The organism is Pseudoalteromonas sp. NBT06-2 (assembly GCF_002276045.1).
Classification (GTDB): domain Bacteria; phylum Pseudomonadota; class Gammaproteobacteria; order Enterobacterales; family Alteromonadaceae; genus Pseudoalteromonas.
Genome location: NZ_NQMR01000156.1, coordinates 1 through 16923, shown reverse-complemented (window position 1 = coordinate 16923; position 16923 = coordinate 1). Strand labels below are relative to the sequence as shown.

The 16923-nt window shown below is 35.9% G+C and carries 23 protein-coding genes; 8 read left to right on the top strand and 15 right to left on the bottom strand.

Annotated elements, in window-relative coordinates:
* Positions 1–66 precede the first annotated feature (66 nt).
* The gene (locus tag CJF42_RS29150; RefSeq protein ID WP_286203520.1) at positions 67–192 is read right to left on the bottom strand and encodes a hypothetical protein; all 126 of its coding nucleotides are present in this window, start codon (positions 190–192) and stop codon (positions 67–69) included.
* 349 nt (positions 193–541) lie between these two features.
* Here CJF42_RS29150 and CJF42_RS21850 point away from each other — a divergent pair, with 349 nt between their 5' ends.
* Positions 542–1057, top strand: a complete 516-nt coding sequence (locus CJF42_RS21850; RefSeq protein WP_353651698.1) for a preprotein translocase subunit SecA — start codon at positions 542–544, stop codon at positions 1055–1057.
* Between the two features lie 127 nt (positions 1058–1184).
* Here the strand turns inward: CJF42_RS21850 and mgtE are convergent, their stop codons facing one another.
* From mgtE to CJF42_RS21790, 12 genes are all read right to left on the bottom strand, one after another.
* Entirely contained in the window at positions 1185–2543 is a 1359-nt protein-coding gene (mgtE, locus tag CJF42_RS21845; protein WP_095368699.1) for a magnesium transporter, read from the bottom strand.
* A 14-nt stretch (positions 2544–2557) separates the two neighbouring features.
* The gene (locus tag CJF42_RS21840; RefSeq protein WP_095368698.1) at positions 2558–2830 is read right to left on the bottom strand and encodes an HPr family phosphocarrier protein; all 273 of its coding nucleotides are present in this window, start codon (positions 2828–2830) and stop codon (positions 2558–2560) included.
* Positions 2830–3684: an RNase adapter RapZ gene (gene rapZ, locus CJF42_RS21835; RefSeq protein ID WP_095368697.1), complete on the bottom strand. Its 855-nt coding sequence runs from the start codon at positions 3682–3684 to the stop codon at positions 2830–2832. The genes CJF42_RS21840 and rapZ overlap by 1 nt, the downstream gene beginning before the upstream one ends.
* 66 nt (positions 3685–3750) lie before the next feature.
* Entirely contained in the window at positions 3751–4194 is a 444-nt protein-coding gene (gene ptsN, locus CJF42_RS21830) for a PTS IIA-like nitrogen regulatory protein PtsN (RefSeq protein ID WP_095368696.1), read from the bottom strand.
* Between the two features lie 2 nt (positions 4195–4196).
* On the bottom strand, positions 4197–4484 hold the full coding sequence (gene hpf, locus CJF42_RS21825; RefSeq protein ID WP_095368695.1) for a ribosome hibernation promoting factor: 288 nt from the start codon (positions 4482–4484) through the stop codon (positions 4197–4199).
* Positions 4485–4510: 26 nt separating this feature from the next.
* Positions 4511–5965, bottom strand: a complete 1455-nt coding sequence (locus CJF42_RS21820; protein WP_095368694.1) for an RNA polymerase factor sigma-54 — start codon at positions 5963–5965, stop codon at positions 4511–4513.
* Positions 5966–6054: 89 nt separating this feature from the next.
* Entirely contained in the window at positions 6055–6780 is a 726-nt protein-coding gene (gene lptB, locus CJF42_RS21815) for an LPS export ABC transporter ATP-binding protein (protein WP_095368693.1), read from the bottom strand.
* A complete protein-coding gene (gene lptA, locus CJF42_RS21810) occupies positions 6780–7337 on the bottom strand; it encodes a lipopolysaccharide transport periplasmic protein LptA (RefSeq protein WP_095368692.1) in 558 nt (185 codons plus the stop codon). Before lptA ends, lptB begins: the two co-directional genes overlap by 1 nt.
* Positions 7327–7905, bottom strand: a complete 579-nt coding sequence (gene lptC / locus CJF42_RS21805; RefSeq protein WP_095368691.1) for an LPS export ABC transporter periplasmic protein LptC — start codon at positions 7903–7905, stop codon at positions 7327–7329. Before lptC ends, lptA begins: the two co-directional genes overlap by 11 nt.
* Positions 7902–8480: a 3-deoxy-manno-octulosonate-8-phosphatase KdsC gene (gene kdsC, locus CJF42_RS21800; RefSeq protein WP_095368690.1), complete on the bottom strand. Its 579-nt coding sequence runs from the start codon at positions 8478–8480 to the stop codon at positions 7902–7904. The genes lptC and kdsC overlap by 4 nt, the downstream gene beginning before the upstream one ends.
* Positions 8480–9451: a KpsF/GutQ family sugar-phosphate isomerase gene (locus tag CJF42_RS21795; RefSeq protein ID WP_095368689.1), complete on the bottom strand. Its 972-nt coding sequence runs from the start codon at positions 9449–9451 to the stop codon at positions 8480–8482. Before CJF42_RS21795 ends, kdsC begins: the two co-directional genes overlap by 1 nt.
* Positions 9452–9492: 41 nt before the next feature.
* Complete coding sequence (locus tag CJF42_RS21790; RefSeq protein ID WP_502694806.1) at positions 9493–10473, bottom strand: calcium/sodium antiporter; 981 nt, start codon at positions 10471–10473, stop codon at positions 9493–9495.
* Between the two features lie 239 nt (positions 10474–10712).
* Between CJF42_RS21790 and CJF42_RS21785 the strand changes: the two genes are divergently transcribed.
* The 7 genes from CJF42_RS21785 to murA are packed head-to-tail and all read left to right on the top strand — an operon-like array spanning position 10713 to position 15361.
* A complete protein-coding gene (locus CJF42_RS21785; RefSeq protein WP_095368688.1) occupies positions 10713–11531 on the top strand; it encodes an ATP-binding cassette domain-containing protein in 819 nt (272 codons plus the stop codon).
* Positions 11528–12307 (top strand): lipid asymmetry maintenance ABC transporter permease subunit MlaE, encoded by a 780-nt coding sequence (gene mlaE, locus CJF42_RS21780; protein ID WP_095368687.1) that lies wholly within the window; start codon positions 11528–11530, stop codon positions 12305–12307. The genes CJF42_RS21785 and mlaE overlap by 4 nt, the downstream gene beginning before the upstream one ends.
* 36 nt (positions 12308–12343) lie before the next feature.
* On the top strand, positions 12344–12856 hold the full coding sequence (mlaD, locus tag CJF42_RS21775) for an outer membrane lipid asymmetry maintenance protein MlaD (protein ID WP_095368686.1): 513 nt from the start codon (positions 12344–12346) through the stop codon (positions 12854–12856).
* Between the two features lie 2 nt (positions 12857–12858).
* A complete protein-coding gene (locus CJF42_RS21770) occupies positions 12859–13530 on the top strand; it encodes an MlaC/ttg2D family ABC transporter substrate-binding protein (RefSeq protein WP_095368685.1) in 672 nt (223 codons plus the stop codon).
* Positions 13531–13535: 5 nt separating this feature from the next.
* Positions 13536–13829 carry an STAS domain-containing protein gene (locus CJF42_RS21765; protein WP_095368684.1) on the top strand — a complete coding sequence of 98 codons (294 nt, stop codon included), beginning with the start codon at positions 13536–13538 and terminating at the stop codon, positions 13827–13829.
* 7 nt (positions 13830–13836) lie between these two features.
* Positions 13837–14094 carry a BolA family protein gene (locus CJF42_RS21760; RefSeq protein WP_095368683.1) on the top strand — a complete coding sequence of 86 codons (258 nt, stop codon included), beginning with the start codon at positions 13837–13839 and terminating at the stop codon, positions 14092–14094.
* Between the two features lie 10 nt (positions 14095–14104).
* Positions 14105–15361 carry a UDP-N-acetylglucosamine 1-carboxyvinyltransferase gene (gene murA / locus CJF42_RS21755; protein ID WP_095368682.1) on the top strand — a complete coding sequence of 419 codons (1257 nt, stop codon included), beginning with the start codon at positions 14105–14107 and terminating at the stop codon, positions 15359–15361.
* A gap of 37 nt (positions 15362–15398) precedes the next feature.
* Here the strand turns inward: murA and CJF42_RS28185 are convergent, their stop codons facing one another.
* Both CJF42_RS28185 and CJF42_RS21745 read right to left on the bottom strand, forming a co-directional pair.
* Positions 15399–15626 (bottom strand): hypothetical protein, encoded by a 228-nt coding sequence (locus tag CJF42_RS28185; protein WP_095368681.1) that lies wholly within the window; start codon positions 15624–15626, stop codon positions 15399–15401.
* Between the two features lie 75 nt (positions 15627–15701).
* Entirely contained in the window at positions 15702–16799 is a 1098-nt protein-coding gene (locus CJF42_RS21745) for a trypsin-like peptidase domain-containing protein (protein WP_095368680.1), read from the bottom strand.
* Between the last annotated feature and the right edge of the window lie 124 nt (positions 16800–16923).

The window sequence follows — 16923 nt, the reverse complement described above, 5'->3', positions numbered from 1 at the left end:
ACTGGGATGATATGTCAATAACAGTCTAAATTCAGACTTTTTAAAACAATTTTGGGAAATATATTATTAAGCAGCATCAGAACTCCAATCATCATTAAGTAAATCACTAGCCCAATCACCAGCTTTTTTACGGTCCTCAATTACATTGTCATTGACAGTTGTTGTATGTAATTCACCAGCTGTGAAAAGCAATATGTATCGAATCTATCAGGGAAGGAATACCCTCTTTGCGCATTTGTTCTTTGGGCATAATGGCGTACAGGCCTTTTTCATTTACCTTATATGGAATTTTACTGGCTTGTTCTTTGATTTTGTCACTAGGATTCAGTTTCATACGGCTTTTTTTAAGCGCTCTTTCAGCCATTATAGTAGCGAAACGCACGTTGATTAATATAAAAAACGATTATGCGACCGACGAATTAAGCACCTCTGTTCATTTAACGGAAAGCGGAATTCGTAAAATAGATTAACAATTTTACTATAAAAAACTATTTGCAATCAATAATTTGTCGTTAATATCTAGTGCCAATCTGGCGCTACCATCGAGGTTTTACTGGTCAAAGACATCGATTACATAGTCACAGGTAACAGCATCAAACTGATTAATGAATTTACCGGCCGAATTGCCGAAAAACGTCGTTGGCCCGATAGTATGCAATCAGCATTGGAATCCAAAGAAGGCCTGCCAGTCAAAAGGGAAGGTCAAACGCTAGGCTCAATCACCTTGCAACATTTAATGTGCCTGTTTAAAAAAGTTAGCGGCATGACCGGTACTGCAGTACTGGCAGCACAAGAGTTTGACCAGTTATACCAATTGAAAGCCTGTGTTATTCCACCACGAAAGTCCTGTATTCGAATAGACAAGTCTGATCGTGTGTTCAGTACAAAATCAGAAAAAAACATTGCCCACGGCCAGCGGGTGCTAGAAGGCGAGAATCTTGATAGACGCAAAGCGTTATACAAATACAGTGATTTGGTCGAACAACAAAGGCAAGTGATCCACCAATTGCGAGATGATATTTTACTGAGTGATGGGGTTCATCAAAAAGCAAAGTAACACGGCGTTGGCACAGTCTCAGTAAGGTCGTGAGCGATGACAAGCTCAATGAAGCCCTGAACATTGTAGTTATGCACGCCATCGACAAAATTATAGAGGTTAAAGTTTAATTCAGTATGACACTATATTAAATTAAAAACCAAGTTGCAGTGCCTAAAAAGGCAAAAATACCCACGATATCTGTTACTGTCGTTAAAATAACCCCACCTGCCAATGCTGGATCAATATTCATTCTCTTAAGCATTAATGGTATAAAAGCACCAGCTAAACCAGCTGAAAGTAAATTCATAAACATAGCAAAAGCAATGACTAACCCTAAGTTAAAATCCCATTGCCAAAGTGCGACAACAGAAGCGATTAATATCGCCCAAATTATGCCATTCAGAGCGCCAATTGCTAACTCTTTGTGAATAAGTGATTTTTGGTTAGCTGTATTTATATGTCCCACAGCCATACCGCGTATCACGAGAGTCAGAGTTTGACTACCTGCTACGCCGCCCATCGAAGGCACTATACCATTTAATACAGCCAATACGGGCAATATACTTAAAGTGGATTCAAAAAAGCTTGCAACAAATGCAGCACTTAGTGCTGTAATTAAGTTTACACCTAACCATATTGAGCGGCGTTGCGTACTTTGTACTACTGGTGCAAATGTATCAGCTTCATCATCAAGACCAGCCATACTTAACATGCTATGCTCAGCATCTTCACGAATAACATCAACAATGTCATCGATAGTGATACGACCTAATAAATGTTGATTTTCATCTAAAACAGGTGCAGAAATCCAGTCATGTCTCTCAAATAATTGTGCCACTTCAGACTCATCCATAGTAACAGGAATCGATTCGTATTCATCTTCCATAATCGCACGAACGGTTAAACCTGGGTTACTGGTAAGTAAAGACGCCAGTGATACGCCACCTAAAAATTGATTGTTTTTATCTACAACATAAAGTTCATCGGTGGCATCTGGTAGTTCACCTTTAAGGCGTAAATATCTTAATACCACATCAATGGTTACATCTGGGCGAATTGTAACAGTGTCCGTATTCATCAAAGCACCAGCGGATTCTTCAGGATAAGAAAGTGCTAAAGTTGCTCTTTCTTGATCTTGACTATCCATTGAGCCAATAACTTCTTGATAAACAGCATCGGGAAGACTACGCAATACTTCTGCTAAATCATCTACATCCATATCTGCAGTGGCGGCAGCAATGAGTGTGGGATCCATTTGCGCAATAATACCACTACGAACGTCTTCTGATAACTCTTCTAGAATTTCACCTTGTACATCTGGGTCTACAAGTTGCCAAAGAACAGCACGCCCTTTATAGGGAGATGATTCAATTAATAGCGCAATATCACAATCAGCCATATGAGCTAGCATACGTCTAACATGCACAAACATGCCGCTACTGAGAGCTTTATTTACTTCCAGTAGTTGTTTTTGTGTGTAATCTTGTTCTAACGCTTCAGGCATTTTGTCTTATTTTATTATTCTTGTTCGTGAAATTTATCAGCTATTAACTCGCCAATCGTTTTTAGTGCAAGCTTGGCATCAGGTCCGCTACAAGTTACTTTCACTTGTTTACCTTGAGCGCCTTCTAATAACATTAAAGCGAGTACGCTATCAGCTTCAGCTTTTTTATCTCCTTGCTGCAATATAACTTTAGCATCAAAAGAAATAGCAAGTTGCGCCAAAACAGATGCTGCTCTGGCATGAAGCCCTAAACGGTTTTCTATTAAAAAAGTATCTTGATATCGCATTATTTACCGTGAGTATCTTGTTCGCGGTGACGAACTTTTACATTTTTATGGCTTTTAGAAAAACTGTCAGAAAGTGATTGCGCTAAATACACAGATCTATGTTTTCCGCCAGTACAACCAATTGCAATTGTTAGGTAGCTACGATTATTTCTTTCTAAATGTGGCAACCAAGTTTGTAAAAAAGTTTGAATTTGCCAATTAAATTTTTGCACTATGCTGTGACTTGCTAGGTAATCCTTTACAGGTTGATCTAAGCCGGTTAAAGGCCTTAGTTCAGGCTCCCAATGTGGGTTTGGTAAAAACCTTGCGTCAAAAACATAATCAGCATTTTTTGGCATGCCATATTTAAAACCAAAAGATTCAAAAGTGATGATGAGTTGCTTATCTTTTTTTCCTAGCACTTTTTCACGAATTGATTCTGCCAGTTGATGAACACTTAAATCAGTAGTATCAATGATAAAATTGGCATTAGTAAGTAACATATCTAAGAGTTCTTTTTCTTGCTTAATAGCCAGATCTAAAGGCTGATTATCCATAGATAAAGGGTGAAGGCGACGTGTTTCTGAAAAGCGTTTAATTAAAGTTGCATCATCACTATCTAAATAAAATAAACTTGGTTTGACAAATTCAGGCAAGTAATCAAGAATTTCATTAAACTCTTCTTGTTGCGCTGGCAGGTTTCTAACATCAATACTAACAGCTATTTTATCATAATTATCAGATACACTTCTGACAAGTGAAGGGAGCAGATTTACAGGAATATTATCAACAGCATAATAACCTAAATCTTCTAATACGCGTAAAGCGACTGATTTTCCTGATCCTGAACGACCGCTAATAATGATAAGTTGCACTGAGTTTTCCTTATGCTTTTTCACTTTTGCTTAAGCTAAAAATTGTTATGACTAATTATAGCTTTATTAAAGTGTCATTATGTCATATAAACATTGATCTGATTGGGCATGACGTAACTTTTTACAAAATTGTTTATCTTTGAGTTTATCAGCTATTGCTGATAACGTCTTTAAGTGGGTTTGACATTGTGCATCCGGTACTAGCAATGCGATAAAAATATCAACAGGACGATCGTCTATCGCATCAAATGCGATAGGTTCGGCATTTACAACTAAAATAGCCACTGTTTCATCTATATTTGACAGTCGACCATGAGGAATTGCTATCCCTTTACCAATCCCTGTACTACCGAGTTTTTCACGTTTTAATAAAGAATCTAAGATTTCTTGTTCACTCAGATCAGGTAATTTTTGTTGCGCTATCTGACTTATATATTCAAGTATTCTTTTTTTGCTATGAAAAAGGACTGCAGCTTTGGTGCAGTCCTTTGATAAAAAGGAATTAATCATATTTAATGTCTTGATAATTTTTCTTTATGTTTTATAATTTGTCGATCTAATTTATCAATTAAACTATCAATAGCGGCATACATATCAGCATGCTCGGAGGTTGCAAAAAGTTCACCTCCGTTAACATGGAGTGTTGCTTCGGCTTTTTGAGATAGCTTTTCAATATCTAAAATAACATGTACGTTATTGATATGATCAAAATGCCTTTCAAGCTTAGCGAATTTGTTTGTTACATAGTCTCTTAATGGATCTGTGATATTCACATGACGACCTGTTAAATTTAATTGCATAAGCGTATTTCCTTCTATTTTACGTATCAGATTAAACATTTTCTCTGATTGGACGGTGGGATGGACAGCGATTCACGATACTTTGCTATCGTTCTTCTGGCCACCTTAATTCCTTGATCTGCTAAAATATCCGCAATTTTACTATCACTTAATGGCTTAGCTTGATTTTCTGCGGCAACTAGTTTTTTGATAAGTGCTCGAATAGCTGTTGATGAACACTCCCCCCCATTTTCTGTACTTACGTGGCTAGAGAAAAAATACTTCAGTTCATAAATACCACGTGGTGTATGCATATATTTCTGTGTCGTGACACGTGAAATTGTTGATTCATGCATTTCGACCATTTCAGCAACGTCATTAAGTACCATTGGCTTCATTGCTTCATCACCATGTTCAAAGAATGCCTGTTGTTGCATCACAATGCAATTGGCAACTTTTAATAAAGTTTCGTTTCTGCTTTCAATACTTTTAATAAACCATTTAGCTTCTTGTAAATGTGAACGTATGAATTGGTTATCAGTAGTTGAAGAGCCAATCATAGAAGCGTAGTGATTATTTACCCTTATTTTTGGCATCGTATCTGAATTTAACTCAACAGCCCAACGCCCTTTTATTTTTTTGACCGTCACATCGGGGATAACATATTCGGTTTGTTCTTTTACTATGCTAGATGCTGGTTTAGGATTTAAGCTATGGATAAGGTCCATTACCTGTTTTAATTCAGGTTCTTTTAGCTTAGTTTTTTTCATCAAACTACGATAGTCTCTTGCTCCAAGTAGTTCAACATATTCTTTTAAAATATGTTTGGTTTCTGTAAGCCAAGGCGTTGATTTATCATATTGATTTAGTTGAACTAATAAGCATTCAGAAAGACTTCGTGCGGCTATGCCGATAGGATCAAAAACTTGTATACGCTTTAGTACTGCTTCAACTTCATCTAATTCAACTTCATTTTCTTCAGAGCCTAAACTATCTAAAATATCTTGTGCGGTGATAGTTAAGTAGCCTGATTCATCAACGGCTTCTACTATTGCAGTAGCGATTGCTTCATCTGTTGGGCTAAAAGGTGTGAGGCGTAATTGCCACATTAAATAATCTTGTAATGATTCGGAAGTGCTGCCTTGATATGCTAAATCATCCTCTGGAGCCGGTCCTGCTGATGTAACAGGTGCAGCACTGACATATTCATCCCAGCTAACATCCATAGCAAGTTCGTCGGTAAGCGTATCTTGTTTTAAAGCCTCGGAACTTTCCATTTCTACTTGAGCTGTTGGAATGACTTCTTCAGTATCTGAAGCTGAAGGTTTTTCTTCAGTATTCAAATCTTGCTCATCAAGCTCTAAGAGCGGGTTGCTTTCTAGTGCTTCTTGTATCTCTAACTGAAGATCTAACGTACTTAATTGTAATAGACGAATAGCCTGTTGCAATTGAGGTGTCATCGTTAGTTGTTGTCCAAGACGAAGCTGTAGTGATTGCCTCATTAAATTTTAACAATCCTTATAATATCTAAATAAAATACACTCATTTTTACTTAATTTTGAGTATAGCCCATATTTCTTTTAATATTTTCTTATAGTTTAAATTGTTCACCAAGATAAACATCTCGCACAGTTTGATCTGCTAACACTGATTCAGGTGTACCTGATGCGATAAGTTCACCATGAGACACTATATAGGCTTTTTCACAGACATCTAAAGTTTCACGAACATTATGATCTGTAATTAAAACACCTATTCCTCTGTTTTTAAGATGTTGAATAATTTTTTTGATATCTAATACTGAAATAGGATCAACACCAGCAAATGGTTCATCTAGTAATATAAATTTTGGTTCAGCAGCTAATGCACGTGCAATTTCAACACGACGTCGCTCACCCCCTGATAATGCCATACCTTGGCTATCACGAATATGGCAAATATTAAATTCATCTAATAAATCGTTAAGTACATCTTCTCTTTGTTGTTTATTAAGGTGTTTACGGGTCTCTAAGATCGCCATGATATTTTGACATACGGTTAACTTTCTAAAAATAGATGACTCTTGCGGCAGATACCCTATGCCCATACGTGCACGATTGTGCATAGGTTGTAAGGTGATATCTTCATCATCAATTTTAATAGTGCCTTTATCGCTAGGTACTAGACCCACTATCATATAAAAGGAAGTCGTTTTTCCAGCACCATTTGGTCCTAATAAGCCAACAATAGTACCTGCTTTAACTTCTAAACTCACATTTTTTACAACTTGCCTACCATTATAGCTTTTTGCGAGCTGTGCCGCTTGTAACACACTCATTAATGATTACCTATTTTATTTTTTTCTTCATTTTTTACAGGAGGAGTCTCTTTTTTCACTGGTGTTAAAACTGTATGTACTCTTTGGTCTGAGTCTTTATCTTTTTTTGCTGTGATAAGTTCTTTAAGGTGATCATATACAATGGTTTTAGCACTCATGGATTGACCACTTTGATTTATTTTTGCATTGCCTTTAAAAGTGAGAGTACCTGCTTTAACATCATAGCGAATATTTGTTGCGCTAGCAGTAACAGGGCTACCATCTTTTAGTTTTCCGCTAAAAGTTGCAGGGTTACCTGTCGCGATAAGTATTTGCTTTTCTTTACCTAACTCGGTTCTTCTATGAACTTCTAATAAATCTGCTTTAATATTTCTATCTGTATGATTGATATCAACGTTATTTTTAAAGATAACAATGTTTCTTTTTAAATCAGCTTGCTGTGTATCAGCTGAGATAGATACTTTACCGATAAGTTCTTTTGCATGTATATTAAAGCTACTAATGAGGGCCAATGCAGCAATGATAAATCTTTTTTTATAAATTGTTTTATTGGTCATAATTTTCTTTATCGTAGTAAATTGTTTGAGTATGGTTTATTAATTCAAGGGTTTCTTTTTTTAAATCTGCATTGAGACCTTTACCCGTTATTACTAAGTTGGGCCCAGTCATAGTGATTAACTGATTTGAATGCATGGTTGAATCTTGAATATAAACCTCTATTTGTTCTGTGGTTATCTTTTGAACCATAGCGATAGGGTTTAGGTTTTTAGCCACTACATTTTGTTCTAATATCAATTTTTTATTATCATTATTCTCATATAAAGTCGCTTCAGTGGCACTAATTGCCCAGATATCATTTTCAGAAAATAAAGTAAAAGTAGGCTCTGAAAAATACGTAAAGCCTAGTTCTTGATATAACTCCATTCTTGTAGCTGTGACTTTATGACTGATTTCACCTTGCTTGTTAAAAACAGTTTGCTTTAATACATTGGCAGTATAATCGGGAAAAATTTCGATTTCAGGAATAGTAGTTGCCGTTATTTTGCTGGTGGTTAGGTACGGGTACCATAACCATAACATGATAGCGATAAATATAGCACTGAGGATCAGTCTCGCTAGATTCATGCACTAATGCCTTCACATAATAAAACTTTATTTTGTGCCAGCATTAATAGGTCAGTTAATTCTCTCACTGCACCAAAGCCACCGGGTAACATGGTTTTATAATCTGAAATATGGCTTATTAACGGATGTGCGTCATTAACTGCAACTGCAAAGCCTACTTCTTTCATCACAGGTAAGTCTGGTGCGTCATCACCTATATAGGCTATTTCAAAGTCAGTTAAAGATAAATCATCTTTGAGCTGTTGATATGAAATAAGTTTATCCTCTTGACCCTGATAAATGTGTTTTACATTTAAGTTTGTCATTCTATTTTGTACTATGTTTGATTTCCTTCCAGTGATCACCGCAACTTCAATACCTGAATTAATCAAGGCTTTAATACCAAAACCATCTTTAGTATTAAAGGCTTTTAACTCTTCCCCTTGATTACCTAAATAAATGCGACCATCAGAAAATACGCCATCGATATCACAAATAAGCAATTTTATTTTACTGGCTAATAGCATTGTTTCTTTTGAAACATCTTGATAGAGCTCTGAAAATGAAAGTGCTTCAATGGTTTTTTTATCAGACATTAAAATACACCTGCTTTTAATAAATCTTGCATGTTGAGTGCACCAATGGGTTGTTGTGATTCATTAACCACTAATAAGCCATTAATACGCTTATTTTCCATAATATTTAAAGCTTGAGCGGCTAACATATCTGGATTAACTGTAGTGCATTGTGTCGTCATGACTTCACTGATTTTTGTATTATGAATGTCAATTTTAAGCTCTAGAACTCGTCTTAAATCACCATCAGTAAAAATACCTTGAAGTTGATTGTTGACATTTACTATTGCAGTCATACCAAGCCCTTTTTCAGACATTTCTATCAGTGCATCTTTTATAATATCATCACATTTTACAGTCGGAATGTGAATGCCACTATGCATAATATCTTTTAAAGTCAGTAATAAACGTTTACCTAAGCTGCCACCTGGATGAGATAATGCAAAATCATCAGCTGTAAAGCCTCTAGCTTCAAGTAAAGCGACAGCAAAGGCATCGCCCATCACTAAAGTTGCCGTTGTACTTGCCGTTGGAGCAAGCCCTAAGGGGCATGCTTCTTGTTCAACTTTAATACACACATGTACATCAGCTAATTTAGCTAATGAAGACTCTATATTACCTGACATGCTTATCATTTTTGCGCCAATACGTTTTAGTACCGGAATGATATTGATAACTTCACTGGTTTCGCCTGAATTAGAGATTAATATCACAATATCTTGTGATGTGACCATGCCCAAATCACCATGACTTGCTTCACCTGGATGAACAAAAAATGAAGGCGTACCAGTGCTTGCTAACGTTGCCGCAATTTTATTACCTATATGGCCTGACTTCCCCATACCAATAACGATAATGCGACCTTTGCAATCAAACATAAGTTGGCACGCATTCTGAAAATTGTGATCTATATATTGCTCTAATTGGCTGATAGCTTGTTTTTCGATTACTAAAACTTGCTTTCCACGAGTAATAAAATCTTGCAATGACATGTAATTCCTCTTATTTTACTTAGAACGATGTTTTGTATCAATTAAGCTACTTGTGAGAAAATATAATATTGGTAAGCGAAAAAACCAAATAATAAAGTAGTACCTTCTATTCTATTAATGCGGCGCGTTCCTTTTAAATTCAAGCTCATTGCAATTAAAATAACAGTTGCACCTAGCATAACCATCATATCTCTTGAAGCTGCATCAGGGTCTATTTCTGATGGGTTAATCATTCCAGCAAGAGATAAAACGGCTAACAAATTGAAAATATTAGAGCCTATGATATTACCTAAAGCCAAATCGTCTTCACCCTTTAAAACACCCGCAATACATGCTGCTAATTCAGGAAGACTTGTTCCAATTGCAATAATGGTTAAACCAATAACTAAATCGCTCATACCAAAGTGTTGCGCTATTTCAACTGCTGAGCCAATTAAAAAATGCGAACTTAAAGGTAATAAAATTAAACCAAACACTAACCAAAAAATAGCAGTCTTATTACTAACACCACTTGGTACATCACCACAAGCTTCTGCAACAAATGGATCTTCTTTACCTTTTTGATTTTTTGCAATATAAATCAGACTAAGAATAAAAAAAATAAATCCAATCATTAATGCTATGCCTTCTGGTGCTGAAAAGAAATCATCGGAAATTACGTACCAGGCTGTGATTGAGATAAGCATCAATATTGGCATTTCACGCTTTAAAGTGGAGGATGATACTAATAAGGGTTTAAATAGCGCGGTAACACCTAATACAAGTAAAATATTTGTGATATTTGAGCCTATTGCATTACCAACGGCTGTATTCGTTTTATTGGCTAATGCTGCAGAAGCAGATACCATCATTTCAGGTGCTGAAGACCCCATAGCGACTATGGTTAAACCAACTATCAATGTTGGTACACCTAGGTTTTTTGCAATTGCTGCAGCGCCATATACAAATCTATCTGCGCTCCAAACCAATGCGATAAAAGCGATAAGTAAAATAATGCTTGGTAAAATAATAGGAGTTAACATGGTAAGTTAATTTTAAGCCAATATTTGAAAGATAATAGCGTTAAATTCTAGCAAGAACTGCATTAAAAGTATAATGCCAATCTTATGCGACTCATAAGTTATTGTGACTAAAAATGATACTTTATGTAGCTTTATGTAACTTGAGTTGCTTTTTTTTACAAAATTTTACTTTTATTTAGTCCCAAAAATAATAAAAAAAGCTTAAAATAGTCAACAGAGTAAATGTATTGGAGAGCGACTTGTCGCAAAACATAGTTGAAATCAAGGATGTGACCTTTACAAGGGGTGAGCGTGTTATCTATAAAAACATGTCTTTTAATGTACCCAAAGGAAAAATTACAGCCATTATGGGGCCAAGTGGTATAGGTAAAACTACTATGCTTAGACTGATTGGTGGCCAGTTAAAACCTGATGCAGGTGATATTCTATTTGACCAGCAAAGCATTCCTAAAATGTCACGTAAGATTTTGTATCAAGTTCGAAAAAAAATGAGTATGTTATTTCAAAGCGGTGCGCTATTTACGGATATGTCAGTTTTTGACAATGTTGCATTTCCTATCAGAGAACATACATCACTAAATGAAGAGCTGATCCGAATAATTGTATTGCTTAAATTAGAACTGGTTGGTTTACGAGGCGCAAAAAATTTAATGCCTTCAGAGTTATCTGGTGGTATGGCAAGGCGTGCAGCTTTAGCGCGTTCAATCGCATTAGATCCAGATCTGATAATGTACGATGAACCTTTTGCTGGACAAGACCCTATCTCAATGGGGGTTTTGGTTAAATTAATAAAATCTTTAAATAACGTACTTAATATTAGTTCATTAATTGTAACTCATGATGTAACTGAGGTGATGAGCATTGCAGATCATGTGGTGATTCTTGCAGATAAATGCGTCATTGGTGAAGGCTCTCCACAAGAAATACTGAAACATGAGTCGCCTTTAGTACAGCAGTTTTTGCAAGGTTTATCTGATGGCCCAGTACCATTTCACTTTGAAGCTCAAGATTATACAAAAGATTTGTTGTCAGAACAAAGCGAAGGAGAATACCAATGATCGCTGTTTGGCAAAGGTTGGGTAAATCAACCTTAGAACGCTTTTCTTCTATAGGTAGAGCGACAAGTTTATTATTAGGATCTTTATTTAGTATGCCCAATATAAAAAAGGGCACTCCTTTATTAATAAAGCAACTTTACTATGTTGGTTTTTTGTCGCTAACCATAGTTATAGTCTCCGGACTATTTATAGGTATGGTATTAGCGTTACAAGGATATACTGTTTTACAAGGATATGGTGCTGAGGGGAGTTTAGGTCCATTAGTCGCGTTGAGTTTATTAAGAGAATTAGGGCCAGTTGTTACAGGATTACTTTTTGCAGGTAGAGCTGGAAGTGCCTTAACTGCTGAAATAGGCTTAATGAAAGCCACTGAACAGTTAAGTAGTCTGGAGATGATGGCTGTTGATCCTTTAAAAAGAATAATAGCCCCACGTTTTTGGGCGGGCATGATCAGTATGCCATTATTGGCTTTAATTTTTTCGGCTGTAGGTATTTTAGGTGCTCATTTAGTGGGCGTAAATTGGTTGGGTGTTGATACCGGTAGTTTTTGGTCAATAATGCAGGCTGAAGTATCATTTGAAAAAGATATTTTAAACGGCATTATCAAAACAGTTGTATTTGCATTTTTAATTACTTGGATAGCACTGTACAGAGGTTATGACTGTATCCCAACATCAGAAGGTATCAGTAACGCAACAACAAAAACAGTTGTGCAATCTTCATTAGCAGTTTTAGGGTTTGATTTTGTATTAACTGCCATCATGTTTAGCAGTTAATAATTCATAAGAATTTGGTTTTACAAGGTAAAAATAATGGTTTCAAGGAAAATAGAAATATTAGTCGGATTTTTTGTCTCACTAGGTGTTTTAGCATTGGTTATGTTGGCATTAAATGTTGCCAATACTAGTATCGGCTCAAATGGTGAAACTTATACTTTAAAAGCAAAGTTTGAAAATATAGGTTCTTTAAAAGTGCGTTCACCAATTAAAGTTGGTGGTGTTGTGATTGGTCGAGTAACAAATATTTCACTTGATAAAAGTGATTACTTACCAGTTGTCGCAATGGAAATATCTAAAGATTATAGTAATTTTTCTGAGACAACGGCGGTCAATATATTAACGTCAGGTATTTTAGGTGAGCAATACTTAGGTTTAAACCCAGGAGTATTAATCGGTGAATCTGATGCAGATGATGAATTGAATGATTTATTTGGACAGGAAAAGTTAAAAATATTGGCTGATGGCGATTTTATTACCGATACTAAATCAGCATTAGTTTTAGAAGAATTAATTGGTCAATTTTTATTTAATCAGGGTGGCGAATAACCATGCTAAACAAAATTACAACTTTAATTTTAACATCAATTATAATTTTATTTTCTACTAATAGTAAAGCGGCACAGGTATCACTTGAAAACCCGTATGTAGCGATAAAAAAGATTGCAGGTAATACATTTGATCGTTTAGCTAAAGATCAAAGTGTTATAAATGATGACCCAAACCATTTAAAAGTAGTCGTTGAAGAAGAATTATTACCTTATATTGATTATAAATACGCAGCGCTAAAAGTGCTTGGTAGTTATATCAGTAAAGTTAAGAATATTGAAGATAAGGCAGAAAGAAAAAAAGAGTATGTGAAAATAAAGCGTTTTATTGGGGTGTTTAAAGGTTATTTAGTAACAACCTATGCAGGTGTTTTTACGCAATATACAGATCAGATGGTTAAATTTGATTCCGCTCAGAAACTAGAGAATAAAACAAAAGTAAAAGTTGGCACCCGCATTGTTGAAGAAGGTAAACCTGATATTCGCATTTCATTTAAAATGAAAAAAAGTAAAAAAGGGCAATGGCGTGCATACGACATGATTGCTGAGGGTATAAGTTTACTTGATGCGAAACAAAGTGAACTACACGGTATTTTACGTAAAGAAGGTATAGACCATGTGATCACACTGCTTGAAAATAAAAGTAAGCTTCCGATCCAAGTTAAGGGTAAATAATTTTAATGGCCAAACTTAATTTAATACGAGAATCTAAGAATCACTTTAATTTATCTGGTGAAATGAGCCGTGAAACTGTTATGGCTCATTCTAATATAAAAAAAATTGCCTCTAAAGGTGATGATTGTATTAATTTTGACCTGTCAGAGATATTAAGGGTTGACACTGCTGGCTTAGCTTGGTTAATTCACATATTATCTGAATTACGGCAACAAGGCATTCGCCTTGAATTAAAAAATATACCTGAGCAACTGCATAAATTAATGCAATTAGGTCAGGTTCGTCACTTATTTGAGTAAAGAGCTAATGGAACCGAATCAAGTCGAAACAATATTAAAAGAAAACTTATCACTTACAGAAGTACGTGTGACAGCAAATGGTAGCCATTTTGAAGTGATTGCAGTAGGTGATTGTTTTGAAGGTGTGAGTCGAGTTAAAAAACAGCAACTTGTATATGCTCCATTAAATGACTCTATTGCAGATGGTACTATCCATGCAGTGTCTATTCGTGCTTTTACCCCAGTAGAATGGGAAAGAGAGCGTAAATTCATTCTTCCCCAATAAGGAGAATGAAATGGAACAATTTATAATACATGGTGGCAGCACGCTTGCTGGTGAAGTTACCATCTCTGGCGCAAAAAACGCTGCACTGCCGATATTATTTGCATCATTACTTGCCAATAGCACAAGTACATTTCTGAATGTGCCTAAATTACGAGATATTGAAACGACTGAAGCATTATTAAGCAGCCTAGGCGCCGCTATTAATTGGCAGGGAGATGCTTTATTAATCAATGGTGGCACGGTTGATCAAACTTTAGCCCCTTATGAACTAGTTAAAAAAATGCGCGCTTCGGTACTTGCTTTAGGGCCATTATTAGCACGCTTTAGTGAAGCGCAAGTTTCACTTCCTGGTGGTTGTGCCATAGGTGCTAGACCTGTTGATTTACATATTAATGGTTTGGTTAAAATGGGCGCTGATATTGAAGTTGAAAATGGTTATATTAATGCAAAAGTATCTGGTCGTTTAAAAGGTGCACATATTTTCATGGATATGGTCAGTGTCGGTGCAACAGAAAACTTAATGATGGCAGCCACGTTAGCTGATGGAGTAACTATACTTGAAAATGCAGCTAGAGAACCTGAAATTATAGATTTAGCTAAATACTTAATAGGTATGGGCGCTAAAATTACAGGTGCTGGCACTGATCACATTGAAATTGAAGGTGTTGAACAGTTGTACGGTTGTGAACATAAAATACTACCAGATCGCATAGAAACGGGCACATTTTTAGTTGCTGCCGCTATGAGTGGCGGTGAAGTATTGTGTAAAAATACTGACCAAAGCTTAGAGCCAGTTATTGAAAAATTGCGCTCAGCAAACGCATTAGTTGAAGTAACTAATGATAGTATTTACTTAGATATGCGTAACCGTGATTTAGCCGCGGTAAATATTAAAACGATGCCACACCCTGGTTTTCCTACAGATATGCAAGCGCAATTTACAGCGTTAAATGTTGTTGCAAACGGTAGTGCAACTATCACAGAAACTATTTTTGAAAACCGTTTTATGCATGTGCCCGAGTTACAGCGTATGGGTGCTAATATTCGCTTAGAAGGCAATACTGCTATATGTGGTGATACTCAGCAGTTATCTGGTGCGCAGGTAATGGCAACTGATTTACGTGCTTCTGCGAGTTTAATTTTAACGGGAATTATCGCTAAAGGTGAAACAATTGTCGATCGTATTTATCATGTTGATCGTGGTTATCAAAACATTGAAGATAAGCTAAGTGCGTTAGGTGCAAATATTAAAAGACGAAATGCTTAAATATATTTTCACCTGATAATAAAAAAACGCGTTAATATTAACGCGTTTTTTTATTTAAACCATTAGGGGCTGTTGATCTTTCGAGATTACTTTTGCAGCGAATTGTTTGCAATTTATACAAGGCAGAGGCTTTGTCATGTGGTTGTTCCACATAAAAAGGCGATAACGCAGTAAAAATGCCCAACAAACGCTGTCCGAAGGATTCGGCTAAAAGCATTTTATTCTTTGTTGAGTCGTATTTACTTAGAATGACTAGACTACACACGACTCGCCGCGACTAAAATGCTTTTATCTCGAACAAAATTTAACCCTGAAAGATCAACAGCCCCTAAATATAAGATTATAAAATAGGCTCTAACTCCATAACAGTCACTGCAATTGTCAGTTTTTCATTGTTACGCATTAATTCAAAATCCATCACAGTCCCAGGTTTGGTATTGCCAATTAGCTCTAATGTATGTTGTATATTTGAAATTAGTTGACCATCAATTTTAGTAATGATGTCTAGATTTTGTAGGCCTGCTTGCCAAGCAGGGCCTAATGGATCTAAATTATTTATTCGCATGCCAGAAACTTTACTAAACTGATCTCTAATAGCTTCACCTTCGCTGTCTACTGCTGCAGCAGAAAACCCAAGATATCCTCTTACAACTTGGCCATATTTTATTAATTTATGCATCACATTTTTTGCGATCGAATAGGGTATAGCAAAGAAAATTCCTTGAATATCATTATTACTTTTATTGCTAAATTGACGTGAATTAATACCTACCAGTATACCATTAGAGTTAACTAAAGCCCCGCCTGAGTTACCTCTGTTTATTGCTGCATCCATTTGTAATAAGTTAGTATGAGAGCTTTGAGACAAATTTTGTTTACCTGTCGCACTAATGATGCCTTGTGTAATTGTCTGCCCTAAGTTAAAAGGGTTACCAATTGCTAATATTACATCACCTACTTGAGGTGAAAAGTCATCATCAGTTGGCACGACAGGAAGTTGCTGGGCATTTATTTTTAATAATGCTAAATCAGTCACAGTGTCAAAGCCTACTAATTGCGCATTATTATATTGGCGTCCATCTGCCAAAATAATAATAACTTGATCGGCATTTTCGATTACATGGTAATTCGTTAATATATAGCCATCTTCAGACATAATGACGCCTGAACCAAATTCTGGCTTAGCTCTTTGCCTAATTGAATAACGAGATTGGCTACTAAAGCTTTCTGAATAAATGGTGACAACAGCTGGTGCTGATTTTTGCACTGCATCTGCAAATGTTAAATGAAATTGTGTGATAGCTTTTGGTTTATTAGCCGAAAGTATATCTACAGGCCAAAAATCAGGACGAAGAGAAGGCTTTAATAATAAAACTAGAAAAGCAATGCCTAGCCCAATTAAGATAGGTGAAAGTAAAAATTTTAAGGATTTAAGCACAAGAAAATATACTACTAGTTACGAATGTCTCTATGATGGCATAAATGGCTGAAAATGACACAAAAAAAGAAACAATACGGCGTATTGTTTATCGATAATTAAGGGGCTGTTGATCTTTCGAGAT